The 26,436-nt window shown below is 65.5% G+C and carries 25 protein-coding genes; 17 read left to right on the plus strand and 8 right to left on the minus strand.

Features of this window, described 5'->3' with window-relative positions; genetic code table 11:
* Positions 1 to 255: 255 nt before the first annotated feature.
* Positions 256 to 3,663 (minus strand): tetratricopeptide repeat protein, encoded by a 3,408-nt coding sequence (locus tag AC066S_RS00560; protein WP_478268674.1) that lies wholly within the window; start codon positions 3,661 to 3,663, stop codon positions 256 to 258.
* 342 nt (positions 3,664 to 4,005) lie between these two features.
* A complete protein-coding gene (locus tag AC066S_RS00565) occupies positions 4,006 to 4,596 on the minus strand; it encodes a PadR family transcriptional regulator (protein WP_028134028.1) in 591 nt (196 codons plus the stop codon).
* Positions 4,597 to 4,801: 205 nt separating this feature from the next.
* Here AC066S_RS00565 and AC066S_RS00570 point away from each other — a divergent pair, with 205 nt between their 5' ends.
* The 4 genes from AC066S_RS00570 to AC066S_RS00585 all read left to right on the plus strand — a co-directional run bounded on the left by AC066S_RS00570 (position 4,802) and on the right by AC066S_RS00585 (position 10,696).
* Positions 4,802 to 5,185 carry a nuclear transport factor 2 family protein gene (locus tag AC066S_RS00570; protein ID WP_126261056.1) on the plus strand — a complete coding sequence of 128 codons (384 nt, stop codon included), beginning with the start codon at positions 4,802 to 4,804 and terminating at the stop codon, positions 5,183 to 5,185.
* A 101-nt stretch (positions 5,186 to 5,286) separates the two neighbouring features.
* Entirely contained in the window at positions 5,287 to 7,077 is a 1,791-nt protein-coding gene (locus AC066S_RS00575; RefSeq protein ID WP_126261057.1) for an acyl-CoA dehydrogenase C-terminal domain-containing protein, read from the plus strand.
* A 55-nt stretch (positions 7,078 to 7,132) separates the two neighbouring features.
* Positions 7,133 to 8,341: an acetyl-CoA C-acetyltransferase gene (locus tag AC066S_RS00580; protein WP_135170521.1), complete on the plus strand. Its 1,209-nt coding sequence runs from the start codon at positions 7,133 to 7,135 to the stop codon at positions 8,339 to 8,341.
* Between the two features lie 141 nt (positions 8,342 to 8,482).
* Positions 8,483 to 10,696: an FAD-dependent oxidoreductase gene (locus tag AC066S_RS00585; protein ID WP_478268675.1), complete on the plus strand. Its 2,214-nt coding sequence runs from the start codon at positions 8,483 to 8,485 to the stop codon at positions 10,694 to 10,696.
* 310 nt (positions 10,697 to 11,006) lie between these two features.
* Here the strand turns inward: AC066S_RS00585 and AC066S_RS00590 are convergent, their stop codons facing one another.
* Both AC066S_RS00590 and gstA read right to left on the minus strand, forming a co-directional pair.
* Complete coding sequence (locus AC066S_RS00590; protein WP_235885175.1) at positions 11,007 to 11,315, minus strand: hypothetical protein; 309 nt, start codon at positions 11,313 to 11,315, stop codon at positions 11,007 to 11,009.
* Between the two features lie 243 nt (positions 11,316 to 11,558).
* Positions 11,559 to 12,173 carry a glutathione transferase GstA gene (gene gstA, locus AC066S_RS00595; protein WP_126261060.1) on the minus strand — a complete coding sequence of 205 codons (615 nt, stop codon included), beginning with the start codon at positions 12,171 to 12,173 and terminating at the stop codon, positions 11,559 to 11,561.
* Between the two features lie 126 nt (positions 12,174 to 12,299).
* On the opposite strand from gstA, the gene AC066S_RS00600 reads away from it, so the two are divergent.
* The 3 genes from AC066S_RS00600 to AC066S_RS00610 all read left to right on the plus strand — a co-directional run bounded on the left by AC066S_RS00600 (position 12,300) and on the right by AC066S_RS00610 (position 15,064).
* A complete protein-coding gene (locus AC066S_RS00600; protein ID WP_126261061.1) occupies positions 12,300 to 12,797 on the plus strand; it encodes a MarR family winged helix-turn-helix transcriptional regulator in 498 nt (165 codons plus the stop codon).
* A 99-nt stretch (positions 12,798 to 12,896) separates the two neighbouring features.
* Positions 12,897 to 14,267, plus strand: a complete 1,371-nt coding sequence (locus AC066S_RS00605) for a glutamate--cysteine ligase (RefSeq protein ID WP_478268676.1) — start codon at positions 12,897 to 12,899, stop codon at positions 14,265 to 14,267.
* A gap of 206 nt (positions 14,268 to 14,473) precedes the next feature.
* Entirely contained in the window at positions 14,474 to 15,064 is a 591-nt protein-coding gene (locus AC066S_RS00610) for a PAN domain-containing protein (protein WP_478268677.1), read from the plus strand.
* A gap of 156 nt (positions 15,065 to 15,220) precedes the next feature.
* Here the strand turns inward: AC066S_RS00610 and AC066S_RS00615 are convergent, their stop codons facing one another.
* The 3 genes from AC066S_RS00615 to tldD are packed head-to-tail and all read right to left on the minus strand — an operon-like array spanning position 15,221 to position 18,003.
* The gene (locus AC066S_RS00615) at positions 15,221 to 15,787 is read right to left on the minus strand and encodes a nucleotidyltransferase family protein (RefSeq protein WP_478268678.1); all 567 of its coding nucleotides are present in this window, start codon (positions 15,785 to 15,787) and stop codon (positions 15,221 to 15,223) included.
* A gap of 15 nt (positions 15,788 to 15,802) precedes the next feature.
* Positions 15,803 to 16,579 carry a signal peptidase I gene (gene lepB / locus AC066S_RS00620; protein WP_126261065.1) on the minus strand — a complete coding sequence of 259 codons (777 nt, stop codon included), beginning with the start codon at positions 16,577 to 16,579 and terminating at the stop codon, positions 15,803 to 15,805.
* Positions 16,576 to 18,003, minus strand: a complete 1,428-nt coding sequence (gene tldD / locus AC066S_RS00625) for a metalloprotease TldD (protein WP_126261066.1) — start codon at positions 18,001 to 18,003, stop codon at positions 16,576 to 16,578. The genes lepB and tldD overlap by 4 nt, the downstream gene beginning before the upstream one ends.
* A gap of 144 nt (positions 18,004 to 18,147) precedes the next feature.
* Between tldD and AC066S_RS00630 the strand changes: the two genes are divergently transcribed.
* Both AC066S_RS00630 and AC066S_RS00635 read left to right on the plus strand, forming a co-directional pair.
* Positions 18,148 to 18,378, plus strand: a complete 231-nt coding sequence (locus AC066S_RS00630; RefSeq protein WP_478268679.1) for a DUF433 domain-containing protein — start codon at positions 18,148 to 18,150, stop codon at positions 18,376 to 18,378.
* A 52-nt stretch (positions 18,379 to 18,430) separates the two neighbouring features.
* Positions 18,431 to 18,706, plus strand: a complete 276-nt coding sequence (locus AC066S_RS00635; RefSeq protein WP_245481508.1) for a DUF5615 family PIN-like protein — start codon at positions 18,431 to 18,433, stop codon at positions 18,704 to 18,706.
* A gap of 15 nt (positions 18,707 to 18,721) precedes the next feature.
* Here AC066S_RS00635 and AC066S_RS00640 read toward each other — a convergent pair whose 3' ends face one another.
* The gene (locus AC066S_RS00640; protein WP_126261068.1) at positions 18,722 to 19,267 is read right to left on the minus strand and encodes an invasion associated locus B family protein; all 546 of its coding nucleotides are present in this window, start codon (positions 19,265 to 19,267) and stop codon (positions 18,722 to 18,724) included.
* A gap of 461 nt (positions 19,268 to 19,728) precedes the next feature.
* Here AC066S_RS00640 and coxB point away from each other — a divergent pair, with 461 nt between their 5' ends.
* From coxB to AC066S_RS00680, 8 genes are all read left to right on the plus strand, one after another.
* A complete protein-coding gene (gene coxB / locus AC066S_RS00645; protein ID WP_478268680.1) occupies positions 19,729 to 20,583 on the plus strand; it encodes a cytochrome c oxidase subunit II in 855 nt (284 codons plus the stop codon).
* A gap of 86 nt (positions 20,584 to 20,669) precedes the next feature.
* A complete protein-coding gene (gene ctaD, locus AC066S_RS00650; protein WP_126261070.1) occupies positions 20,670 to 22,289 on the plus strand; it encodes a cytochrome c oxidase subunit I in 1,620 nt (539 codons plus the stop codon).
* 60 nt (positions 22,290 to 22,349) lie between these two features.
* Positions 22,350 to 23,294, plus strand: coding sequence for a heme o synthase (locus AC066S_RS00655; RefSeq protein WP_135170527.1), 945 nt, complete (start codon positions 22,350 to 22,352; stop codon positions 23,292 to 23,294).
* Positions 23,291 to 23,467 carry a hypothetical protein gene (locus AC066S_RS00660; protein ID WP_028134045.1) on the plus strand — a complete coding sequence of 59 codons (177 nt, stop codon included), beginning with the start codon at positions 23,291 to 23,293 and terminating at the stop codon, positions 23,465 to 23,467. Before AC066S_RS00655 ends, AC066S_RS00660 begins: the two co-directional genes overlap by 4 nt.
* A gap of 5 nt (positions 23,468 to 23,472) precedes the next feature.
* Positions 23,473 to 24,126, plus strand: coding sequence for a cytochrome c oxidase assembly protein (locus AC066S_RS00665; protein ID WP_126261072.1), 654 nt, complete (start codon positions 23,473 to 23,475; stop codon positions 24,124 to 24,126).
* Positions 24,127 to 24,206: 80 nt separating this feature from the next.
* Positions 24,207 to 25,103, plus strand: a complete 897-nt coding sequence (locus AC066S_RS00670) for a cytochrome c oxidase subunit 3 (RefSeq protein WP_126261073.1) — start codon at positions 24,207 to 24,209, stop codon at positions 25,101 to 25,103.
* Between the two features lie 97 nt (positions 25,104 to 25,200).
* Positions 25,201 to 25,602: a DUF983 domain-containing protein gene (locus tag AC066S_RS00675; protein ID WP_135166429.1), complete on the plus strand. Its 402-nt coding sequence runs from the start codon at positions 25,201 to 25,203 to the stop codon at positions 25,600 to 25,602.
* Entirely contained in the window at positions 25,599 to 26,351 is a 753-nt protein-coding gene (locus AC066S_RS00680; protein ID WP_478268681.1) for an SURF1 family protein, read from the plus strand. The genes AC066S_RS00675 and AC066S_RS00680 overlap by 4 nt, the downstream gene beginning before the upstream one ends.
* Positions 26,352 to 26,436: the final 85 nt, after the last annotated feature.

Genomic DNA, 26,436 nt, shown 5'->3' on the forward strand with positions numbered 1-26,436 from the left:
GAGATGGATCGATTGCGCACATGCCCGCCGGACGGTCGGAACGATTGCCGCGCCCCTCAATAGCGGAATTTACGGGCCGGAGGGACCGGGAATTTCGGGCGTGGTGAATGGGTGGCGCGGCAGCGACGCTTATGCTCCTCACCCTGAGGAGCCTGCGCAGCAGGCGTCTCGAAGGGCGAGGCCCGGATCGGGAGGCGGGCCTGCATGGTTCGAGACGCGCGCTAGGGCGCGCTCCTCACCATGAGGGGAGAGATTTCAATGCGCCGCCGACGCCGAGCGCTTGGCCGCAACCGGCTTCGGCGCCGGCTTGGCGCTCGCCTGCGGCGCGCTGTCCCAGCCGCCGTTCGGGGCCGGAACATTGACGGCATCATCCGGCTGCGGCTCGGCGCTGAAAGTCTGGATCGCGAGCTTGGCGGCGGCGAGCGATTGCGGGTCGAGCCGCTTGGCGACGTCGTCGCGCTTGCCGGACGCGTCCGCGTCGCCCTGCGCGGCCGCCAGGCTAAACCATTTGTAGGACTCGGCGAGGTTCTGTTCGACGCCGATGCCGCGGGCATAGAGAATGCCGAGGTTGAACTGGCTGTCGGCGACGCCGCGATCGGCGGCCTTGCGGAACCACTGCGCCGCGCTCTTGTAGTTAGCGCCGCGTCCGCCGCCGTCGGCATCGAGCACCGCGAGATTGTGCATCGCCTTGGCGTTGCCGCGCTCGGCGGCCTGGGTGTAATAGCGGCGGGCGATGTCGGCGTCCTTCTTCACGCCCAAGCCCTTCTCATAGAGCGTGCCGAGGCGGAAGGTCGCGGGCACGACGCCGGCCTGTGCCGCGCGGTCGTACCATTTGGCGGCTTCGTCGTAGTTGGTCGCAACGCCCTTGCCCTCGGCAAAGCGCAAGCCGATCTCGTAGGCCGCGGTCGGATCGCCCTTCATCGCGGCGCTGCGCAAGGCGGGGCCACCGATGCCGTCGGGCAGCTTCTCGCTTGGCGGCACCTGGATCAGGCCGAGCTTGGCGCGGCTCGAGCCCGACAGCGCGCCGGTGACGTCGCTGTTCGCGGCCGGCGGCGGCACCGCTGCGGCGGGCGCCGGCGGAATTTCAACCGAGGCCGAATTGCCGGCGGGCGCCGGCGCGGAATTGTTCTGGGATTGCCGGCCGATTGGCGTCGGCGAGGTCATCGAGGGCGTGACCTGCTCGGGCGTGGCTGGCTTGTTCTCGATCGCCGGCGGAGGCGACGGGGCCTGCGGCGCGGGCTGACTGGAGGTATTGTCCATGGCCTGCGGCGCCGGCGGCGAGCTGCCGTCAAGCAGGTTCATCGCCATCTTGAAGGTGCCGAGCACGATCACGACCACGCTCGCGCCGACCAGCAGCGAGCGGATCTTCGAGGTGATGGTCGAACCGCCGTCCTTGCCCTTGACCTTGGCGCGATCGGCGCCGGTCTTGGCGCCGCGCGCCGGCTTTTCCGGCTGAGCGGCGGCGGCCTGGGCCGCGCGGCGGGCGGCCGCGATGAAGCTCGACGACGAGACCGGCTCTTTCGCAGCCGCAGGAATGCCGCTGATCGCACTCTCGGAGGCGGCGATGCGCTCCGACGGCGTGGCGGCGCGTCCACCCGGCCGTGTCCCCGGCTCGAGCGGATGATCCGGCGGCAATTCCGGTGCGAGCGCGGCGCGGGCGGGCGCCGTATGCGGCTCCAGGATCTCGCTGATCGCACGCGGCGGCACCGGCGGCGGCGCGGCGGGGGAGGCGGCATGGAATTCACGCGGCGCGGCGACGAAGGCGGCTTGCGCGCTCTGCGCCGCGGCGGGATTCGGCAGCTCGGGCTTCGGATCGTATTTCGGCTGCTGTGCTTGCGGCCGCGGCTCGCGCGCGACAGGCGCGGGCTCCATGGAAGCAGCAATGGGAGCGGCCATCGGCATGGCCATCGGCTGCGGCGCGGCGGCCGGCGGCGCCGTACGCACCGCGCGCAGATCGCCCTCGATCATGGACAGGCGGTCGACGACATGGCCGAGCGCGCTATGGACAGCGTCGAGCGAGTCCTGGGTGCTGCGGTTGGTCTCGACCTGGCTGAAGCGGATGTCGGACAGTTCGCGCTTGACCAGATCGACCACGCCGGAATCGATGGGGGCCGAATTGCGGCTCTCGGCCAGCGCGGAATAAGTCGCCTGCTGCCGCTCCAGGTGCCGCAGGATGTCGTGCAGCCCGTCCTCGACGCGGCTCAGATTGCCGTTGCGCGGGTCGGAGGCGGCTTCGATCCGCTCCAGCAGGTACGAGACGCGCTGTTCGAGATGCGCGAAGGTCGAGGCGGAATCGTTGCCGACCTGCATGCGGTCGAAACGGTCCGACAGCGCGCGGATCGCGGCTTCCAGATGCTCGGTGCTTTCGGACGGCTGCGGCCGCTCGCGCGTTTCCAGTGCCGCGGTGAGCGCGGCGATGCGCTGCTCCAGCACCGCAAAGCTGTCGCCCTGGCCGGAGGCGCGGGTGACCTGGTCGACCTTGGACGACAGCAGCTGCACGTCTTCGGACAGGCGGGCCAGCGCTTCGTTGGAGGCGACGTTGGAGACGATGCCGCGCAGCGCCGCGATCGCGCCCTCGAGCTGATGCACCGTCGAGGGATCGTCATTGGCGCGCAGGATCAGATCGAGCTTGGCGCCGAGATTGCGGATCGCCTCGTCATAGCCGGTGAGCTGCTCGGCCGGCGTCAGCGTGCGCAGCACCTGCTTGATGTCGGACAGCGCGTGCTCGATGCCCGAAAGCACCTGGCCGTCGGTGCCGTTGGACCGCGTCTCGTCGATGCGCCGATGCAGCGAGCGGATCTCGTTCTCGATCGATTCGATCGCGCGCCGCGGCATCGCCTCGGTGATGGCCGTGCGGATCTCGGCGAGCTCGCTGCGGAAGGCGTTGATCGCCTGCTCGGTATTGTCGGGGCGCTGCAGCGATTCGATCTGGCTCGTGATCTTGAGCAGATGGCGCTCGAGCGAGGAGAAATCCGGCCCCGGCGGCGGTGGCGGCGGAGCATAGGCAGGCGCGGGCGGCGCCATCGGAGGTACGTAAGGAGCAGCCGAAGGCGCAATCGACGGTGCGGCGCGCGGCGGCATCTGCCTCGGCGCAAAGCCGTCGAGCTCGCTCTGGCGCGCGGTGATCTCGGCGACGGCGACGTCGAACGAAGCCGGGCTCAAGGGCGGGGCGTTGCGATAGACTTGAGCTGCCGCACGCTCGACCGCATCGGCCTGGCGCTGGCGCGTCTCGACGGGTGAGGGCGCAGGTGCAGGCCGCGGCGCCTGAGGCTGCGGCGGGCGGGAGATTTGCGACAACCGCGCATCGAGCCGCGAGATCGCGTCGTTGAGCTGGCGTGCGACGCCCTGCTCGCGCGAGACATCCGGTCTCGACGAGTCCTGACGCGGCGCCGGCTTTGAAATCCGTTCGATCTGCTGGGTGATCGCGTCGAGCCGCTGGTGGATGTCGGCGACTTCGCGGCTCTCCTGGCTCGGAACGTGGGGGGCTTGTGGGGGTTGCGGACGCTGGTCGTAAGGGCCGCGAAAGTTGGGTGGCGCGGTGTCGCCGAGCGTGGAGTTCAGCCAATCGTTCAGCGACATGCCCGCGCGACGCGCAGCAGCTTCGGCCCGCTCCCTGACGGATGGATCGATGCCGTCCACACTCCACGATACGCGCGAATTCATGACTCTGTCCGGTTCCGACTCCGGCGCCCCACCCGGCGCCTCCAGCCGCCCCACGCGCCCCGGTTGTAAAGACAATCGAATTTGGCGCGGGTCGTCTGCCTCGTAAACCGACTTTTTCCTGTTACGGTAAATAACGAGTTAAGGAACGCGGCGCGGGTGTCTTAAAGTTGGGCGGGGGCCGCCAGCCAGGGAACCACTGCGCTCCCTCCCCCGCTTGCGGGGGAGGGCTGGGGAGAGGGTGTCTCCGCGATGGGACAGTCCCCAAGAGGAGAAAGCCCTCACCCGCGCCTTCGGCGCGACCTCTCCCGCAAGCGGGAGAGGCGAGGGCACCGCCGATGCCGCTCAGCCCTTCCCCTCGCGCTTGCCCTCGTCCAGCGGCACCACGGTGGCCTTGCCGCTCATCGCCGACAGCGCATCGAGCGCCTCTTCGCAGAAGTCGGCCACCATCTGCTCGTGCCGGGCCCCAAGGCGGAGCAGGAGCAGGTTGCCGAGATCGAGCCGGCCCTCGGCGGTGCCGTCGGGAAAGCGCTTCTTCAGGATGCGCTCGTAGTTGGCGTGGCGGTCGCGGTGGTGCTCCAGGCGGGCCATCAGGTCGGTGCGCAGCGGCTCGATGTCGATGCTGTCGAGGGCGTGGAGGCGGACCAGGAGGTCGTCCTTGGTCGAGGCTGGCGTGCTTGGCCGCGCGGCCCAGTGCCGCAGCGCTGTTCGCCCCTCCGGAGTGAGCGTATAAACCAGCTTGTTGGGCTTGCCCGATTGCACGACCTCGCGGCCCTGGATGTGGCCGCGGTCGCGCAGCTTGGAGAGCTCGCGGTAGATCTGCTGATGGTCGGCCTTCCAGAAGAAGCCGATCGAGGAATCGAACGTCTTGGCGAGCTCGTAGCCCGTCATCGGACGCTCCGTCAGGCATGCGAGGATTGCGTCGCCCAGGGCCATGATCGGCCTCCTTCGTCTTCTTCGACCTCGACCAACTCGCTTGACTTTATGCGCATTGGCGCATATGCGTCAATGTGCATATGCGGTGCGCGGGAGACGGGCCGAAGATCCGACCCGAAAAACCCAGCGGAATCAATCGGCACGCTACTGTGCATGGGGTTGTTTTCGCGTTTTCTTGTCCAGGCCTTTAGGGAGGCAGCTGAGAATGACCGGCCTCGATTCCTGGTATGCCTACATGAGGTCTCACGACCGCACCGCGCTCTGGGATCTCCTGCATCCCGATGCCGTGTTCGAGAGCCCCGTGGTCCATACGCCGCAGCGCGGCCGCGACATTACCTTCAAATACCTCTCCAGCGCCGAGCAGGTGCTCGGCGGCCCGACCTTCACCTATGTCGGCGAATGGAAGAGCGCCGATGGCGCCGTGCTCGAATTCAAGACCGAGATCGACGGCATCGAGATCAACGGCGTCGACATCATCACGTTCGACAGCGAGGGACGCATCACGCATTTCAAGGTGATGGTGCGTCCGCTCAAGGCGATCAACATGCTGCACCGCCTGATGGCGGAGCAGCTGGCCGCCCAATCATGACCCTGCCCTGAGGTTGCAGAACCCGCTAAGCTCGCGGGGAAGGCTGCGTCGCAGGAAACACTGAATCGCCACTTTCGAAGGCCCATTGCCGGGAGAACCCCATGCCGATCTACAAAGCCCCCGTCGAAGACGTGAACTTCCTGCTCAACGACGTCTTCCAGATCGACCGCTACGACAATCTCGCCGGCTTCTCCGACGCATCGAGCGACGTGCGCGAAGCCATCCTCGGTGAAGCCGCCAAGCTCGCCGAAGAGGTGCTGCAGCCGCTGAACCGCGTCGGCGATCTCGAAGGCTGCAAGCGCGCGGACGACGGCAGCGTCACCACGCCGAAAGGCTTCAAGGAGGCGTTCAAGCAGGTCGCCGAGGGCGGCTGGCTCGGCCTGTCGGCGCCGACCGAGTTCGGCGGCCAGGGCCTGCCGGTGACGCTCTCGCAAGCCGTCAACGAATTCCAGATCTCCGCCAACATGGCGTTCTCGATGTATGGCGGCCTCACCATGGGTGCGACCGCGGCGTTGATCGTTCACGGCTCGCCCGAGCAGAAGCAGACCTACGTGCCGAAGATGGTGGCGGGCGAATGGACCGGCACCATGAACCTCACCGAGCCGCATTGCGGCACCGATCTCGGCATGCTCCGCACCAAGGCGGTGCGCCAGGCGGACGGCAGCTTCAGGATCACGGGCACCAAGATCTTCATCTCGGCCGGCGAGCATGACCTGGCCTCCAACATCATCCACCTCGTGCTGGCCCGCATCGAGGGCGCACCCGCCGGCATCAAGGGCGTGTCGCTGTTCGTGGTGCCGAAATTCCTGGTCAATGCCGACGGTTCGCCCGGCGCGCGCAACGGCGTCGTCTGCGGCTCGCTAGAGCACAAGATGGGGATCCACGGCAATTCGACCTGCGTGATGAACTACGACAACGCCACCGGCTGGCTGATCGGGGAAGAGAACAAGGGCATGCAGGGCATGTTCGTGATGATGAACGAGGCGAGGCTCGGCGTCGCCGTGCAGGGCCTCGCGCAGTCGGAAGTTGCCTATCAGAACGCGGTCGCCTATGCCCGCGAGCGCATCCAGGGCCGCTCGCTCACCGGCGCCAAGGCGCCGGACAAGCAGGCCGACCCGATCATCGTGCACCCCGACGTGCGCCGCACGCTGCTGTCGATCCGCGCCTTCAACGAGGCCGCGCGCGCCTTCGTGATGTGGACCGCGCTGAAGAGCGACGTCGCCCACCGCTCCGAAGACCCGAAGGATCGCCAGGCCGCCGACGACCACATGGGCCTGATGACCCCGGTGCTGAAGGGCTTCCTGACCGATTACGGCTTCGCCAACGCGGTGCAGGCACAGCAGATGTATGGCGGCCACGGCTACATCGCCGAACAGGGCATGGAGCAGTTCGTGCGCGATGCGCGCATCGCGATGATCTATGAAGGCGCCAACGGCATTCAGGCGCTCGACCTCGTCGGCCGCAAGCTGCCGCGCGACGGCGGCCGCGCCATCATGGCCTTCTTCGGCGAGGTCATGGCCTTCGCCAAGGAGAACGGCGGCGACGAGGCGCTGAAGCCGTTCATCACCCCGCTCTCGGCCTCGCTCGGTCATCTGCAGCAGGCCACGACGTGGCTGATGCAGAACGCGATGGCGAAGCCGGACAATGCCGGCGCCGCCGCAACCGATTACCTGCATCTCTTCGGCTTCGTCGCGCTCGGCTACATGTGGGCGAAGATGGCCAAGGTGACGAATGCCAAGATTGCCGAGAGCGGGGCGACGCCCTATCTCTCGACCAAGCTGGTCACCGGCCGCTTCTTCATGGAGCGGATGCTGCCGGAGACCGCGGCCAATCTCGCGCGCATCCAGGCCGGCTGCGCCACCATCATGGAATTGCCGGCGGAAGCGTTCTGAGCCTGCTTCCGCTGCCCGCTCCCAATCGCATCGAACATCACATCAGGAGGGCGTCATGCCTGAGGCATTCATCTACGACCACGTTCGCACCCCCCGCGGCCGCGGCAAGGCGGACGGCGCGCTGCACGAAGTCACGGCGCTCGCGCTCGCGACCGTGCCGCTGAAGGCGCTGAAGGACCGCAACAATCTGCCGGAAGATTCCGTCGACGACGTCATCCTCGGCGTGGTCGATCCGGTCGGAGAAGCAGGCTCCGACATCGCGCGCTTCGCCGCGCTGAAGGCCGGTCTCGGCGAGGCCGTCCCGGGCGTGCAGATCAGCCGCTTCTGTGCCTCAGGCCTCGATGCGGTGAACTTCGCCGCCGCGCAGGTGATGAGCGGCCAGCACGAGCTGGTGATCGGCGGCGGCGCCGAATCCATGAGCCGCGTCGGCATCGGCGCGTCCGGCGGCGCCTGGCCGATGGATCCCTCGATGGCGGTGCCGGCCTATTTCATGCCGCAGGGCGTCTCGGCCGATCTGATCGCCACCAAATACGGCTTCTCGCGCGACGATGTCGACGCTTACGCCGTGCAGAGCCAGCAGCGCGCGGCCAAGGCCTGGGACGAGGGCCGCTTCAACAAGTCCGTGGTGCCGGTGAAGGACATCAACGGCCTCACCATCCTCGCCAAGGACGAGCATATGCGTCCCTCGACGACGATGCAGTCGCTGGCGCAGCTGCAGCCCTCGTTCACGATGATGGCGCAGATGGGCGGCTTCGACGGCGTCGCAATTCAGTCGCATCCCGAGATCGAGCGCGTCAATTACGTGCACCATGCCGGCAATTCCTCCGGCATCGTCGACGGCGCCGGCGCCGTGCTGCTCGGCAGCAAGGAGGCGGGTGCGAAATACGGCATGAAGCCGCGTGCAAAAATCCGCGCCTTCGCCAATATCGGCTCGGAGCCGGCGATGATGCTGACCGGTCCGGTCGACGTCACCGAGAAGCTGTTCGCGCGATCCGGTATGAAGAAGTCGGACATCGACCTGTTCGAGCTGAACGAAGCCTTTGCCTCCGTCGTGCTGCGCTACATCCAGGCCTTCGACATCGACAGCGCCAAGATCAACGTCAATGGCGGCGCCATCGCGCTCGGCCATCCGTTGGGGGCCACCGGCGCGATGATCCTCGGCACCGTGCTCGACGAGCTCGAGCGCACCAACAAGTCCACCGCCCTCGTCACGCTGTGCATCGGCGGCGGCATGGGCACCGCGACCATCATCGAGCGGGTGTAGGTCCGTAGGGTGGGTTAGCCGAAGGCGTAACCCACCGTGCCACGTCAACAAAGTTGGTGGGTTACGCTTCGCTAACCCACCCTACGAGACCCCCATCAACCGCCGCGCCTGGCATGGCTGCGGCACCGAGGAGCAACCAACATGTCGTACAAGAATTTCAAGGTCGAGACCGACGCAGACGGCATCGCGCTCGTCACCTGGGACATTCCGGGCCGTTCCATGAACGTGCTCGACGAGACCTCGACCAACGAGCTCGATGCGATCGTCAAGGCGACCACGACTGACGCCGCGGTGAAGGGCGTCGTCATCACTTCGGCAAAAGAAGCGTTCTGCGCCGGCGCGGATCTGTCGATGCTCGAAGGCATGAACCAGGCCTACGCCAAGGTCTTCAAGGAGCAGGGCGAGACCGCGGCGAACCAGATGCTGTTCGACCAGAGCCGCCGCTTCTCGCAGGTTTTGCGTTCGATCGAGACCTCGGGCAAGCCGTGGGCGGCCGCGATCAACGGCCTCGCGCTCGGCGGCGGCTTCGAGATCACGCTGTGCTGCCATTACCGCGTCGCCGCGGAGAATCCCAAGACCCGCCTCGGTCTGCCCGAGGTCAAGGTTGGCCTGTTCCCGGGCGCCGGCGGCACGCAGCGCGTGCCGCGCCTGGTGCCGCCGCAGGATGCGATGACGATCCTGCTCAAGGGCGATCCCGTCACGATCGAGAAGGCCAAGGCGCTGAACCTGATCCACGCCATCGTTCCGGCCGCCGATCTCATCAAGGCCGCGAAGGACTGGATCAAGGGCGGCGGCAAGGCGATCGCGCCCTGGGACGAGAAAGGCTTCAAGCTGCCCGGCGGTCCGGTGTTCTCCAAGGCCGGCATGATGATGTTCCCCGCCGGCAACGCGATCTATCGCCGCGAGACCTACGACAATTATCCGGCCGCGCGCGCGATCATGAGCTGCGTCTATGAGGGCCTGCAGCTGCCGATCGACGCTGGCTTGCGCGTCGAGTCGCGCTACTTCACCTCGGTGCTGCGCTCGAAGGAAGCGGCCGCGATGATCCGCAGCCTGTTCCTGTCGATGCAGGAGCTCAACAAGGGCGCCCGCCGTCCGAAGGATGTGCCCGCAACCAAGGTGAAGAAGATCGCCGTGATCGGCGCCGGCTTCATGGGCGCCAGCGTCGGCTATGTCTCGGCACGCGCCGGCCTCGACGTCGTCCTGATCGATCGCGACCAGGAGAGCGCCGACAAGGGCAAGGCGCACGCGCAGAAGGTGATCGAGGAGCAGATCAAGAAGGGCCGCGCCAAGCCTGCGGATGCCGAAGCGCTGCTCGCGCGCATCACGCCGACGGCCGACTATGCTGCTCTGAAGGACGTCGACCTCGTCATCGAGGCCGTGTTCGAGGATCGCAAGGTCAAGGCCGAGACCTTCGCCAAGGCGCAGGAATATCTGAAGCCGGACGTGGTCTTCGCGTCGAACACCTCGACGCTGCCGATCACCTCGCTGGCCGAGAGCTTCAAGGACCAGGGCAAGTTCGTCGGCATCCACTTCTTCTCGCCGGTCGAGAAGATGATGCTGGTCGAGATCATCCTCGGCAAGAACACCGGCGACGTCGCGCTGGCGACCGCGCTCGACTACGTCCGGCAGATCGGCAAGACGCCGATCGTCGTCAACGATTCGCGCGGCTTCTTCGCCAACCGCTGCGTCGGCCGCTATGTCGCCGAAGGCAACGAGATGTTCCTCGAAGGCGTGCCGCCGGCGATGATCGAGAACTGCGCCAAGATGGCCGGAATGCCGGTCGGCCCGCTCTCGCTCTCGGATGAAGTCGCGCTCGACCTCGGCCTCAAGATCATGAAGGCGACGGAAGCCGATCTCGGCCCCAACGCCATCAATCCCGACCAGAAGAAGCTGATGGTGGAGATGGTCGAGAAGCAGGGCCGCCTGGGGCGCAAGAACAGCAAGGGCTTCTACGACTATCCCGAGAAGGGCAAGGGCCAGAAGAGCCTGTGGCCGGGCCTCTCGGCCTTGCAGCCGAAGCAGCTCGACCCCGATACGCTCGACATCGAGGAGCTGAAGCAGCGCTTCCTGGTGGTGCAGGCGGTGGAGGCCGCGCGCACGGTGGAGGACCACGTCATCACCGATCCGCGCGAGGCGGATGTCGGCTCGATCCTCGGCTTCGGCTTCGCGCCGTTCACGGGCGGCACGCTGTCCTACATCGATTTCATGGGCACGAAGAAGTTCGTCGAGCTCTGCCACAAGCTTGAGGCGAAGTATGGCTCGCGCTTCACCCCGCCGAAACTGCTCGAGGAGATGGCGGCGAAGGGCGAAACCTTCTACGGCCGATTCGCGCCGAAGAAGGCGGCGGCCTGACGGGGCCCGCAGCCCCGGATTGCGCTGCACGCCATACGGGCTACGCACAGATGAAAGGCCGGATCATTGATCCGGCCTTTTTTGTTTTCCATCGCCGAATGGGGAGATCGCGCTGGCACCGCTCTTGCTAACGGATCCAACGGATGGCCATTCGCATTGAAAGTGTCCCGCAATGATCCCGACGGTGTCTCAACTCAACGCAGCCGGCGTTGTTGTAAGATACGCTCCCCTGTCTCTGATGGGGCGGCCGTGGCCCCGCCGCAGGCTCTTCAGGCTGCGCAGAAAAATCCCCTCATGGGCCGGCCTGGCCCTACTCGTTCTCATCGTCGATGTGGCGATGGCCGCGCTTGCCTGGGTCGCCGTCGATGTCGTCCTGCATTGAGAGATCGCCTCTGTGGACGTAGAGCGTGGCCGCCAGATAGGCGACCTGGCCGGCAATCAGGCAGGCGGCGACGATTGGAATGCCCGTCAAAAATCCGAAGCCCGAGGTCTGAAGCACTATTGCGGCAAGGATCGCGGTCGCCGGCGAAATCAACAACAGAGTCCAGACACGGAAGAAGAGTCCCGTCGATAATCCGGCGATCATGCTCGCGAGCAAGAGCAGGAATATGGTTGTCACCAGAGCTTCCCGGTTCGCAGGTCCTTATCGCGGTCCATGGCTGAACTTGGGCCAGCTGGATCGCTGTCACAACGATGCTGACCTCCGGCGAGCATATCACGCGGAATTATTGTTAACTCCGACAATGCTCGTAAAATTGATGTCCAGGACATCTCGCACGTCCGGGCTTCCGCAACCGGTTCAAGCAGAAAGAGCCGGATCATCGATCCGGCTCTTCCATCATCTCGCCTGTTGAGTCGCGCCTTACTTCGCCTGGACCAGCCCTTCCTTCTTCAGTGCTTCCTGCACCTGCGGCCGCGCCGCGACGCGGGCCTTGTAGGCGGCAAGGTTCGGCATCGCCGAGAGGTCGAACTTCATCCGGTCTGCCCAGGTCAGCATCGTGAAGAGATAGCCGTCGGCCACCGTGAACTGCTTGCCCATGAGGTAGTCGCGGCCGACGAGCTGGCTGTCGATATATTTCAGCTTGCCCATGACGCGGTCTTTGAAGAAAGCCTTGGCCTCGTCGTTCAGGGCCGGCGCGAATAGCGGACCAAAGCTCTTGTGCACCTCGGAGGTGAGGAAGTTGAGCCATTCAAGCAGCTTGTAGCGCTCCGAACTGTCGCGGGCCGGCGCCAGCGCCTTGGCCGAAGCCTGATCGGCGATCATCTGGACAATCACGGGGCCTTCGGTCACGATCTCGCCGCTGTCGAGGCCCAGCGCAGGCACCTGACCCTTGGGGTTCAGCTTCAGATAATCCTCACCATTTTCGAGCTTCTTGGCCCGAATATCGACCTTGACCAGCTCATAGGGCAGGCCGGCTTCCAGGAGCGCGATGTGGGGGGACAGCGAGCAGGCACCGGGCGAATAGTACAGTTTCATGGAATTTCCTTCTCTTGAAGCTTGGTTCGGCCGAAAGAGCGATTACATGCAACTGCTTGGAATAGTCAAGATTGATGCAGCTGCATCAAATGGGGTAAGAGACGGGCGACGAGCTTGAGCGGGACCATGAAACGCAAACCATCGACCGAGGCGACTGCCGCCTGGATCCGCCTGATGCGGGTGCAGAGCCGCGTGCTCGATTGCGTCGAGCAGGACTTGAAGCGAGCCGGTTTCCCACCGCTGGCCTGGTATGACGCGCTGCTCGAATTGTCGCGGGCGCCGTCGGGCGAGCTGCGGCCGGTGGAGCTCGAACGGCAGATGCTGATTCCGCAATATTCCACCTCGCGCCTGATCGACCGCCTGGTCGACGAGGGCCTCGCCTCCCGGCGCGAATGCAAGATCGACAAGCGCGGCCAATTCGTCGAGATCACGGAAGCCGGCCGCGAGCTGCAGAAGCGGATGTGGAGCGCCTATTCGGCCGCGATCGAGAAATATGTCGGTTCGAAACTGTCCGATGCCGATGCCGTCAAGCTCAGCGATCTGCTCGACCGCCTGGGCTGCTCCTGCGGCGAGATGAAACTGCCGCCCGCCGCCAGCGTCAACGAAAGCACGCCGTCGCGATGACCGCGCGGCACACCCGTTCGTCCGTGCGCCCGGTGGGTTCGCGGACCATCCCCGTCACCCGCGCGCATTCGACCGAAGCGCCTTTGATTAGAGTTTGATATGGCGCGAGACCAGATCGATATGACGCCGCTGCAATCGCGCGACGAACTCGTGGCGTGGTTCGAGGCCGGTTGCAAGGACCCGTCCGAATTCCGCATGGGCACCGAGCATGAGAAGACGCCGTTCACGCTCGAAGGACATCGTCCGGTGCCTTACGAAGGCGCGCGAGGCATCGGTGCATTGCTCGAGGGCATGAAGCTCCTGCTCGGCTGGGAGCCGATCATGGAGAAGGGCAACATCATCGGCCTCTACGACGTCACCGGTGGCGGTGCGATCTCGCTCGAGCCCGGCGGGCAGTTCGAGCTCTCCGGCGCCCCGGTCGAGAATGTGCACCAGACCCAGAGCGAGCTGATGGCGCATCTTGCGCAGGTGCGCGAGATCGCAGCGCCGCTCGGCATCGGCTTTCTCGGCCTCGGCATGACGCCGTCCTGGTCGCGCGCCGAGATCCCGATGATGCCCAAGGGCCGCTACAAGATCATGACCAATTACATGCCGAAGGTCGGCCAATACGGCCTCGACATGATGTACCGGACCTGCACGGTGCAGACCAATCTCGACTTCTCCTCCGAAGCCGACATGGTCAAGAAGCTGCGGGTGTCGCTGGCGCTTCAGCCGGTCGCAACCGCGCTGTTCGCCAACTCGCCGTTCACCGAAGGCAGGCCGAACGGCTTCCTCTCCTTCCGCTCAGAAATCTGGCGCGACACCGACAATGCGCGGTCGGGCATGATGCCGTGGGCGTTCGAGGACGGCATGGGCTTCGAGCGCTATGTCGATTACGCGCTCGATGTGCCCATGTATTTCGTCAAGCGCGGCGAGGAGTACATCGACGTGTCGGGCTCCTCGTTCCGCGCCTTCTTCGACGGCCGCAACAACAACCTTCCCGGCGAGCGTCCGACGCTGTCGGACTGGGCCAATCATCTGTCGACCATCTTCCCGGAAGTGCGGCTCAAGCGTTATCTCGAGATGCGCGGCTCCGACGGCGGTCCGTGGGGCCGGTTGCCGGCGCTGCCGGCGTTCTGGGTCGGGCTGCTCTATGACGACATCGCGCTCGATGCGGCCTGGGAGATCGTCAAGCACTGGACCGCGCAGGAGCGTCAGGCCCTGCGCGACGACGTGCCGCGCATGGGCTTCAAGGCGCGGATCAAGGATCGCTATCTGTTCGAGATCGCCAAGGAATGCCTCGTTCTGGCACATTCCGGCCTGCGCCGGCGGGGACGGATCGACCAGCTCGGCCGCGACGAAACGCGGCATCTGGAGCCGCTCGACCGCATCATCGATTCCGGCCGGACGCCGGCCGAGGAAATGTTGGACAAGTTCAACGGTCCCTGGAAGGGCTCGGTGGAACCGGCCTACGCGGAATACGCGTTCTAAAGCGCGATGCGATTAGGATGAATCATCATCGCGCTTTAGGTTGTTGTTTAAGCATGATCTTTTCGGAAAACCGCTGCGCACTTTTCCGGATCATGCGTTAGGACACTGATCGGGAGTTCAGCCGTTCATCGCCCATACAGGTTTGCGGCGATCAAATGATCGGCTGAAAAAACCTGAGCGTCCTCAATAACTCGAAAGCTGTTCCGATGGGGAAGGGCCACCTGTCCGGCGCCGTCATGGCAGAGGTCCTGGCAAAGGCCCTGGCAAGCGTCGTGACATGTGTCACGCTGCTCTCGCTCGCACTCGCGGGCGTGCCGGCGCGCGCCCAGACCGCGTTCGACCGCCCCGGCGGCGACTATTTCAGCTCACCGGTTACGTCGGGCGATCCGGAAGATTGCGCGCTGCTGTGCGAGCGCGACCGGCGCTGCCGCTCGTGGAGTTTCAACTATCCCGACGTCGAAGGCGGCTCGGCGGTGTGCTGGCTGAAGAACACCGTGCCGGCGCGCGTGCCGGGAAGCTGCTGCATCTCCGGCGTGCGCGGCGCCGGCGTGATCGAGCCGCGGGTCGAGGGCGTGGAGACGTCGATCGACCGCCCCGGCGGCGACCTGCGCAATTTCGAACTGAAGGACGGCGAGGGCGTGGAGGTCTGCAAGGCCGCATGCACCGCCGACAACAAATGCCGCGCCTTCACCTATGCCCGCCCCGGCTACACCGGGCGCGAGGCGCGCTGCTTCCTGAAAAAGGAAATCAAGCCGCCGCGCCGCAAGGCGGGCTTCACGTCGGGCGTGGTGCGGTAGCGCTCGGTCTCGTGCCCCGGACGCAGCTGCCGTAGGGTGGGCAAAGGCGCGAAGCGCCGTGCCCACCATCTTTCCGCGATCGCGAGAAGTGATGGGCACGCTTCCGCCTTCGCGCTGCGAGCTACGGCGGACAAGTCGCTTTGCCCACCCTACATCTCACTCCGCCGCAATCACCGTGAGCTCCGGCCACAGCTCCTTCCATCGCGCGGCTTTCACCGCGTAATTCGCCGCGGAAAAATTCGGTCCTGGATTTGGCCGCGCGATCAGGGCTGCAACGTCGTCAAATCCGTGCGGCGCGTAGACATCGTAGCTATCTCGAGCGCGCCTGATGCCGATCTGCGTGTTCTGCGTGAGGAAGCGGTCGATGCCTTCTCGCGAGCTTCTCAGGGGCGGATAGGGCAGGCCGTGCTTGGCCGGGTACCACAGATGCACGCGGGCCTGGTTGCGGGTCTCGACCTTGATGCCGAGATGCGCGAGCCGCGCCTGCAGCTTGCGGATGACCGCGTCCTCCGCCTCCCACGAGGTGTCGGGATCGAAATAGAACACGTCGTAATCGGCGATGCCGTGGTTGATCGGACGGCGCGTGAGCACGTTCCACACGGTCTGCACCAGGCATCCCGAGACCAGCCAGGCATCGGGAAGGGTGAGGCGATCGAGTTCATCGATGATCGCCACGTTGACGGGATTTCTCAGCGCGAGCGCGAGGAATTCGTCACGGTTCATCGTGAGTGAGAAGTGTCAATGCACGGCGGTGAAGAACCGCGCCAGCCGGAAGCCGGACAGCCAGGTCCACACCGGCTGGCTTCGCATGCCGAGATCCCAGGAGCCGAGCACCGCATCCGCACGGCCGATCAGATTGTCGATCGGCAACAGGCCGACGCCGCCGGAGCGCAGCGGCACGCGGCTGTCGGAGGAATTGTCACGGTTGTCGCCGAGCACGAAGAGGTGACCGGCCGGCACCGTCACTTCCGGCGTGTTGTCGAGCGGGCCGTTGTCGCGCATCTTGAAGATCAGATGCGAGACGCCGTTCGGCAGCGTCTCGACATAACGGTAGGCGGGCTGGTTGCCGCCATTGTCGTCCTCGGCAGCGCCGACGCCGTCCGGCTTGAGCTCGGCGGCGCGGTCGTTGATGAAGAGCTGGCCCTGCCGCATCTGAATGCGATCGCCGGGCAGCCCCACGACGCGCTTGACCCAGGCCTGCGAGCGATCGCCGGGCCAGCGGAACACGACGACGTCGCCGAGCTTCGGCGTTTCCGCGAACACGCGGCCGGTCTCGGGCAGGCTGATCTGGATCGGCAGCGACGAGCTGCCGTAGCCGTAGGGGAATTTCGAGGCGAGCAGCGCATCGCCGATCAGCAGCGTCGGCTCCATCGAGCCCGACGGCACGTAGAACGGCTCGGCAAGCGCGCCCTTGGCGATGAACACGGCGACGACGATGCCGGCGAGCTGAACGATCTGCCCGCCCCAGCCGCTGCCCTTCTGCTTGGAGGTGACAGTCACTTTCTCAACGCTCATGCGCCCGTTCCACCCACGGTAATGCGCTCCATCAGCAGCGACGGCTGGCCGACGCCGACAGGCACGCCCTGTCCGTTCTTGCCGCAGGTGCCGATGCCGGTATCGAGCGCGAGATCGTTGCCGATCATGCGGATGCGATGCAGGTCGGTCGGCCCGTTGCCGATCAGCATGGCGCCCTTGAGCGGGGCCCCTAACTTGCCGTTCTCGATCTTGTAGGCCTCGGTGCACTGGAACACGTACTTGCCCGAGGTGATGTCGACCTGGCCGCCGCCGAAATTCGCGGCGAAGACGCCATTCTTCACCGAGGCGAGGATCTCGCCCGGATCGCGGTCGCCAGCGAGCATGTAGGTATTGGTCATGCGCGGCATCGGCACATGGGCATAGCCCTGGCGGCGGCCGTTGCCGGTCGGCTTCATGTTCATCAGCCGCGCGTTCTGACGGTCCTGCATGTAGCCGACCAGGACGCCGTCCTCGATCAGCACGGTGCGATTGGTCGGCGTGCCCTCGTCGTCGATCGACAGCGAGCCGCGGCGCGAGGCAATGGTGCCGTCGTCGACCACGGTGACGCCCTTGGCCGCGACCTGCTGGCCCATCAGGCCGGCGAATGCAGAGGTCTTCTTGCGGTTGAAATCGCCCTCCAGGCCGTGGCCGACCGCTTCGTGCAGCATCACGCCGGGCCAGCCGGCCCCTAACACGACGTCCATCTCGCCGGCGGGGGCGGGAATCGATTCCAGATTGACCAGCGCCTCGCGCAGCGCGCCGTCGGCGGCGTCGCGCCAATTCCGGCTCTCGATGAATTCGGCATAGCCGGCACGGCCGCCATAACCCTTGCTGCCGCTCTCCTGGCGGTCGCCCTGGCCGGCCACAACGGAGATGTTGACGCGCACGAGCGGACGGATGTCGCGATAGCTCTCGCCGTCCGGCCGCAGGATCTCGACCACCTGCCAGGTCGCGCCGAGGCTGACGCTGACCTGCCGCACCCGCGGATCCTTGTCGCGCAGGTAGGCGTCGATCTCGGCGAGCAGCTTGACCTTGGTCTCGAAGCCCGGTGCGTCGAGCGGATTGTCGTCGCCATAGAGCCGCACATTGGTGTGCGGAGGCGGCGCGGCAAAACTGCCGGAATAGCCGCCGCGCACGGCCGCGACGGCGTCCGCGGCGCGCATCAGCGCCGGCAGCGAGACGTCGGAGGAATGCGCGTAGCCCACGGCATCATCCTTGACTGCGCGTAGGCCAAAACCTTGCGAGGTGTCGTAGGTCGCCTGCTTCAGCCGCCCATTGTCGAACATCAGCGCTTCGGTCTGGCTGTACTCCAGGAACAGCTCGCCGTCGTCGGCGCCGGAAAGCCCGCGCGCGACCTCGTGGCGAACCTGGTCGCGGTCGAGATTGGCGCGGTCGAGCAGGGAAGTCGTGGCAGGATTGGTCATGCGTCCGTCCATTAGCCGAAGATCTAGGGCAAGATAATGGTTTCGGATCGGTTCCGCGAGGGGCGGGGCGTCACATTACGGAAACGATAGGATGGGGCGAGACGCCACGCCGATGCTGCATCCGGCACGGATCAATGCTAACCTATGCCCATGGATTACCGAGACATCATTTCGATTGAGCCCGGCAAGCGTGGAGGGCGTCCATGCATCCGCCACATGCGGATCGCCGTGGCGGATGTGCTCGGTTGGCTGGCTGCCGGTCAGTCCCATGCTCAGATCCTCGATGACTTCCCTGAATTGACCGAGGACGATATTCGCGCTTGCCTGGCTTATGCCGCCGACCGCGAGAGGCGATTGGTGACTGCGCCGATATGAGGCTGCTGTTCGATCAGAATCTCAGCTTCAAGCTTGCCAGATCGTTGCCGACCTGTTTCCGCAATCCAGTCACGTTCGGTCTCACGGGCTATCGGAGGTCGCGGACCGTGCACTTTGGGAGTTCGCGAAGGCAAATGGCTTTGCGATCGTGACTCAGGACGCCGATTTTGCCGAACTGGCCGCTCTCCTGGGCCCTCCGCCTAAGGTGATCTGGCTCCGGACGGGCAACCAAATGACTGCGGCGATCGCCGACCTCCTTCGCCGACACGCAGAGACGATTCAGTCCTTCGAGCGCGATGACGGCACGGCATGCCTTGAGATCTACTAGGCCGCCGCCGTATCCCTACGGCAGCTTGTCATAGCCCTCGCCGAGGCCGTTCAGGCTGAGCGGGAAGCCGATGCCTTCTTCCGGTGTCTCGAAGATGATGAAGGTGGCGGTCTTAGCGCTGCGGAGCTGGCCGAGCAGCTTGTCGTCCATGACGACCTCGGCGACGCAGCCATTGGGCAGGCAGCGGACGAAGCCGGCTCGGCCGACGTCCTGGTTGTCGAGCTTGAGGCCGAGACCGGAGGGCAGCAGCACACCCAGCGGCGCCACCACGCGCATCAGGCGGCTCTTCTGGTCGGCGGTCTTCAGCACGATCACGGTCAGGCCGGCATTGGAGCGGTCTTCCGCCACCACGCTCTGGATCAGGGCGCATTGCTCGGTCTGGGCGCCGGGCGGCGTGTCGCAGCGAATCTGCCAGTCGCCATGGACGGAGCGCACCGCGCCCTGCGCATGGGCAAGGCCGGGGAGCGCCAGGAGGACGAGCGCAGCCAGCAGGGCAGTCAGCGCCGGGAGGCGGTTAGGCTGCCTTGTGGCCGGCCTTGCCATCGATTTCGAAAGCCCCATCGGGTCGGTCCCTCTGCTCGCCTTCCTCGCTCGCGCTTGGCGGACTCATCTGGCGGACTGATACGGGAATGACGGCGTCTTGAAGGCGATTGCCAAGCAAATTCCGCGCCGTCTCGCACCGCCGCCGCCCGCACGAATCAGGTTCCTGCGCGGCCATCTGCCAGTGCCTAACGCGGGCAATTCCGCTGTCAAGCGGCAGCATCCCGGCCAACGGTATTTTTGTCCGATGTTACTAGGAATTATCCTGCGGGTGATGGCTGGCAGATCAGGTTCAAGACTGCATTGCGATAGATCAAGAATTATGGTTTGAGAGGCTAGATTTCGGCGTTCTAGCGATCTGGCCCGAATTCCTCTTAGAGGTATTCTTGCGCGGCGGTTTGTCAGGCGGGCGGATCGAATAAGCGTTGCCCGGACACAGGGGAGCGCACTTGGGGTGATTTCGTAAGGGGAGCGCGAACGGCATGAGGATGTCGATGGGTCGGGTGGGCCAGCATCTGCTGGGATTGGCCACCATCGCCGTGGTGGCGGCTGGCGTCACGCTGGCGACGGGTGGCGCGGCATTCGCCGAGGTCGGGCAGCCGGCTCCGTGGGAGTGGACGCTCCAGCAGTCCGGTTCTCCGGTGATGGACAACATCGTCTGGTTCCACAACTTCCTGTTCGTGCTGATCACGCTGATCACGCTGTTCGTTCTGGCGCTGCTCGTGGTCGTGGTCGTCAAGTTCAACGCGCGGGCCAATCCGGTGCCGTCGCGGACCACTCACAACACGCTGATCGAGGTGGCCTGGACGCTCGTTCCGGTGCTGATCCTGGTCGGCATCTCGGTGCCGTCGTTCCGGCTTCTGTTCCTCCAGCTCGACATTCCGAAGGCTGACCTGACCGTCAAGGCGACGGGCAAGCAGTGGTACTGGTCCTACGCCTATCCCGACAACGGCAAGTTCGAGTTCGACTCGCTGATGGCCCAGGACAAGCAGCCTCGCCTGCTCGGCGTCGATAACGAGATGGTGGTTCCGGTCAACAAGGTGATTCGGGTCCAGACCACGGGCGCGGACGTCATCCACGCCTTCGCGCTGCCGGCTTTCGGCGTCAAGATCGACGCCATTCCGGGTCGGCTGAACGAGACCTGGTTCAAGGCCACCAAGACCGGCATGTATTACGGCCAGTGCTCGGAATTGTGCGGCAAGGATCACGCCTTCATGCCGATTGCGATCCGCGTGGTCAACGACCAGGAGTTCGCCTCCTGGGTCGAGGCGGCCAAGAAGAAATTTGCGAGCGGCGGCGCCAGCACCTACGCCTCCGCGGCCGGCCCGACGCAGTAAGCGTCGGGTGACGGCTTGAGGCACTGGAAGCGATATAAGGGCGGGACCTCCAAAGGTCCGAATGGGACGCAAGGCAGGATTTGAAAATGGCAACGAGCGCAGCGGCACACGGCGATCACGCCCACGGACATGACGAGCATGCCCATCCGACCGGATGGCGCCGCTACGTCTATTCGACCAACCACAAGGACATCGGCACGATGTACCTGGTCTTCGCGGTCATCGCCGGCGTCATCGGCGCCGCGATGTCGATCGCGATCCGTGCCGAGCTGATGTATCCGGGCGTGCAGGTCTTCCACGAGACCCACACCTATAACGTGTTCGTGACCTCGCACGGTCTGATCATGATCTTCTTCATGGTCATGCCCGCGATGATCGGCGGCTTCGGCAACTGGTTCGTGCCGCTGATGATCGGCGCGCCCGACATGGCGTTCCCGCGCATGAACAACATCTCGTTCTGGCTGCTGCCGGCGTCCTTCGCGCTGCTCCTGATGTCGACCTTCGTCGAGGGCGAGCCGGGCGCCAACGGCGTCGGCGCCGGCTGGACCATGTACGTGCCGCTGTCGAGCTCCGGCCATCCGGGCCCGGCCGTCGACTTCGCGATCCTGTCGCTGCATCTGGCGGGCGCCTCGTCGATCCTCGGTGCCATCAACTTCATCACCACCATCTTCAACATGCGCGCGCCGGGCATGACCCTGCACAAGATGCCGCTGTTCGTGTGGTCGATCCTGGTGACGGTGTTCCTGCTGCTGCTGTCGCTGCCGGTGCTCGCCGGCGCGATCACCATGCTGCTCACCGACCGCAATTTCGGCACGACGTTCTTCGCGCCCGACGGCGGCGGCGACCCCGTGCTGTTCCAGCATCTGTTCTGGTTCTTCGGCCATCCCGAGGTGTACATCCTGATCCTGCCCGGCTTCGGCATGATCAGCCAGATCGTCTCGACCTTCTCGCGCAAGCCCGTGTTCGGCTATCTCGGCATGGCCTACGCCATGGTCGCGATCGGCGGCATCGGCTTCGTGGTGTGGGCGCACCACATGTACACGGTCGGCATGTCCTCGGCGACGCAGGCCTATTTCGTCGCCGCGACGATGGTCATCGCGGTTCCGACCGGCGTGAAGATCTTCTCGTGGATCGCCACCATGTGGGGCGGCTCGATCGAATTCCGCGCCCCGATGATCTGGGCCGTGGGTTTCATCTTCCTGTTCACGATCGGCGGCGTCACCGGCGTCGTGCTGGCGAACGCCGGCGTCGACCGCGTGCTGCAGGAGACCTATTACGTCGTCGCGCACTTCCACTACGTGCTCTCGCTCGGCGCGGTGTTCGCGATCTTCGCCGGCTGGTACTACTGGTTCCCGAAGATGTCGGGCTACATGTACAATGAAGGGCTCGCGAAGGCGCACTTCTGGGTCACCTTCATCGGCGTCAACCTGGTGTTCTTCCCGCAGCACTTCCTCGGCCTGTCCGGCATGCCGCGCCGCTATGTCGACTATCCCGATGCGTTCGCGGGCTGGAACCTGGTCTCGTCGCTCGGCTCCTACATCTCCGGCTTCGGCGTGCTGATCTTCCTGTACTGCGTGGTCGACGCCTTCATGAAGAAGGTGCCGGCGGGCGACAATCCGTGGGGTGCGGGCGCGACCACGCTGGAATGGACGCTGCCTTCGCCGCCGCCCTTCCATCAGTTCGAAGTGCTGCCCCGCGTGCAGTAAGCGATCACCGCGGCGCCCGTGACGGGCGCCGCGGCTCTTATAACGAAGCGAGTTGAATTCGTGTCCGTCCTCGACCAGAACGCCATCGACATCAATCCCCGCATCTCCGAGGCGGAGGTGGGCGACTACATCGCGCTCTTGAAGCCGCGGGTGATGTCGCTGGTGATCTTCACCGCGCTGGTCGGGATGGCGATGGCGCCGGGACACTTCCACCCCGTGCTCGCGTTCACCTCGCTGCTCTGCATCGCCGTCGGTGCCGGCGCCTCCGGCGCGCTCAACATGGCGCTCGAAGGCGACATCGACTCCAAGATGTCGCGCACGGCGAACCGGCCGATCCCGCGCGGCCGCATCACCCGCCCCGAGGCGATGGCGTTCGGCCTGACGCTGTCCTTCTTCTCGGTGATGACGCTCGGCATCCTCGTCAACTGGATCGCAGGCAGCCTGCTCGCCTTCACCATCTTCTTCTACGTCGTGATCTACACGATGGTCCTGAAGCGCTGGACCGCGCAGAACATCGTGATCGGCGGCGCCGCCGGCGCGCTGCCGCCGGTGGTGGCCTGGGCCGCCGTCACGGGCACGGTCGACGTCGAGCCGCTGCTGCTGTTCGCCATCATCTTCTTCTGGACCCCGCCGCATTTCTGGGCGCTGGCGCTGTTCCGCTCCGACGACTACGCGCGCGCCGGCATTCCGATGCTGCCCAACGTCGCCGGTCCCGATGCGACGCGGCTTCAGATCCTGCTCTACACCGTCGTGCTGATCGCGGTCGCCGCCGCGCCCTGGGCGCTCGGCTATTTCGACGCCGTCTACGGCATCGTTTCGCTGATCCTGGGGGCCGGCATGCTGGCGCTCGCGATCAACGTCTATCTGCGCCGCGAGCGAGCTGCGTCGCTGCGCGCGACCCGCAAGCTGTTTGCCTTTTCGATCCTCTATCTGTTCGTGCTGTTCGCGACCCTGCTGGTCGAGGTCGTGGTCCGGGCGCTGGCTCCGATGGTAGGGGGCGCATGATCACAGCGATGGCCGACAAACCCGAGACAGGTGGAATCGTCCTCACCGAGGCGCAGAAGAAGAGCCGTCGTCAGCGCTCGATTGCGATCGCCCTCGCGCTCGGCGTGCTCGTGGTGCTGTTCTTCGCCGTCACCATGGTCAAGGGACCGGCAGTTCTCGTGCGGCCGATGTAGCAAAGATGAATCAGGAGCCGACCATATCGCAGGATGAGCGCGCCAGGCCGGCCGATCGTAAGCCTGGCACGCGCCGCGGGCTGGGTCGCGATGCGGTGGTTGCTTCCATCTGCGGCGGCGTTGTCGCGCTGATGGTCGGTGCCTCCTACGCGGCGGTGCCGTTCTACGATTGGTTCTGCCGCGCCACCGGTTTCAACGGCACGACGCAAGTGGCGACCTCCGCGCCGGCCACCGGGCCGATCGCGCGGAAGATCTCGGTGCGCTTCGATTCCAACGTCGCGCCTGGCCTGCCCTGGAAATTCGAGCCGGAGCAGAACGAGATCGAGGTCAATATCGGAGAGGTCACGACCGTCTTCTATACCGTGACCAACCAGGCCGCGCGCACCACGGCCGCGCAGGCTGCCTACAACGTCGCGCCGCTGACGGTCGGCGCCTATTTCCAGAAGATCAACTGCTTCTGCTTCACCGAGCAGACCATGGCGCCGGGCGAGAAGCGCGAGATGCCGGTCGTGTTCTACGTCGATCCGTCGATCGCCGACGATCACGAGAACGACGGCCTGAACACGATAACGCTGTCCTACACCTTCTATCCGGTGAAGGATCCCGTGGTGAAGCCGCTGGCATCGGGCGAAAGCGACAAGCGCAAGGGTAATCTCTGACCGCCGGGCTCGCGCTCGAAAGGTTCGGAAACAAGGGGATAAGTGCCTGACAGGCACGGGATTGAGGAGAGAGACCGCAAATGGCAACGGCGCACACCAAGCATCACGACTATCACCTGGTCGATCCCTCTCCGTGGCCGGCCGTCGGTTCGCTCTCGGCCTTCATCATGGCGGTCGGCGCGATCGCCTGGATGCATCACATGTTCTCGGCCGCGCCGATCGTGTTCGGCGTCGGCACCGTCGGCGTGCTCTACACCATGGCGAGCTGGTGGGGCGACGTGATCAAGGAAGCCCAGTACAAGGGCGACCACACCCGCGTCGTGCAGCTGCATCACCGCTACGGCATGATCCTGTTCATCGCCTCCGAAGTGATGTTCTTCGTCGCCTGGTTCTGGGCCTATTTCAACGCGGCGCTGTTTCCGGCCGACGCCGTCCACGCCACCCGCGACGCCGTGTTCGGCTGCGGCCTCGGCACCCAGCCCGGCGCCTGCGCGGTCCCCGGCACCTGGCCGCCGAAGGGCATCGAGACCTTCGATCCCTGGCACCTGCCGCTCCTGAACACGCTGATCCTGCTGACATCGGGCACCACCGTGACCTGGGCGCACCACGCACTGCTGGAGAACGACCGCCAGGGCCTGAAATACGGCCTGATCCTCACCGTCGTGCTGGGCGCGCTCTTCACCTGCGTGCAGGCCTATGAGTACAGCCACGCGGCGTTCTCCTTCGCCGGCAACGTCTATGGCGCGACCTTCTTCATGGCGACCGGCTTCCACGGCTTCCACGTGCTGGTCGGCACCATCTTCCTGCTGGTCTGCCTGTTTCGCGCCTATGCCGGCCACTTCACGCCGAAGCAGCACCTCGGCTTCGAGTTCGCCGCCTGGTACTGGCACTTCGTCGACGTGGTCTGGCTGTTCCTGTTCCTCTGCATCTACGTCTGGGGACGCGGCGCCGAGAGCATGGCCCACGCCGCGCACTGAGCCGCGAGAAATCGACCAGAAGGGGCGGCCGCAGGGCCGCCCTTCGTTTTTGGACCGCCGGAAAGTTTCGGCGAAAACTGTGCTAGAGTCCGCCATCATGAACGAGACCGCCGGCAAGTCCGAGCCAGAGACCACTGTCCTGCAGAGCGCGCTGCGCGGGCTTGCCTGTAGATGTCCGCGCTGCGGCCAGGGCAAGCTCTATGCAGGCTTCCTGACACTCGCGCCCGCCTGCGACCGCTGCGGTCTCGACTACGCCTTCATCGATACCGGCGACGGTCCGGCGATCTTCATCATCATGCTGGCCGGTGGGATCGTCGTTGCGGCAGCGCTCATCGTCGAGGTCAAATATCAGCCGCCGTATTGGCTGCATGCGGTGCTGTGGTTGCCGCTGATCCTGGCCACCACGCTCCTGCCGCTGCGTGCGATGAAGTCGCTGCTGATCGCGCTGCAATTCCATCACAAGGCGGCGCCGGGCCGGTTGGTCGACCGCGCGAAATGAACCCCCCTGCGCGCAAGCCACGCGTGGCCGGCTTCGCGCTGTTCACGCTATTCCTGACGGCTGTCTTCGTCGCACTTGGCGTCTGGCAGTTGCAGCGGCGGGCCGCCAAGCACGAGCTGGTCGCGGCGCTCACCGAGCGCCTGGCCACAGCGCCGGTCCCGCTGCCGCCGCCGGCGCTATGGGCCGGCCTCAATCCCGCGCGCGATGAATTCCGCCGCGTCAGCTTCACCGCGACCTACGCAGCCCTGCCGGATGCGATGGTCTATTCGTCCGGCTCGGCGGTGCGCAAGGACGCCTCCGGCCCCGGCACCTGGGCGTTCCTGCCGGCGCGACTTCCGAGCGGCGAGACGGTCGTGATCGACGCGGGCTTCGTCGAGAACACGATGCAGGACCGCGGCGTCGAGGATCGCGCGGTGAAGAAGCTCGTGACCGGGCAGCCGGTCGCGCTGACTGGTTATCTGCGCTTTCCCGAGGCGCCCGGCTGGCTGACGCCCGCCGAAAACCGTGACAAGCGGCTCTGGTTCGTGCGCGATCATCGGGCCATCGCAAGCGCGCTCGGCTGGGGCACGGTGGCGCCGTTCTACGTCGATCTCGAGCAGCCGGCGCCCGAGAACGGAATTCCGCGTCCGGGGCCGCTCGACGTGCATCTGAAGGACGACCACCTGCAATACGCCGTCACCTGGTTCCTGCTCGCCGGCGCCGTGCTGATCGCCTTCGCCGTGTGGGCCAGAGGCCGGCAACGGAGCTGAGATGGTCGGTTTCCGAGCCGGAACCCGGTATCGCCCGGGGTTTATTATTCAGCGCACATTCACGAGTGTGGCCCTAAGCCGCCGG

The sequence above is a fragment of the Bradyrhizobium sp. CFUWI genome (assembly GCF_056429085.1).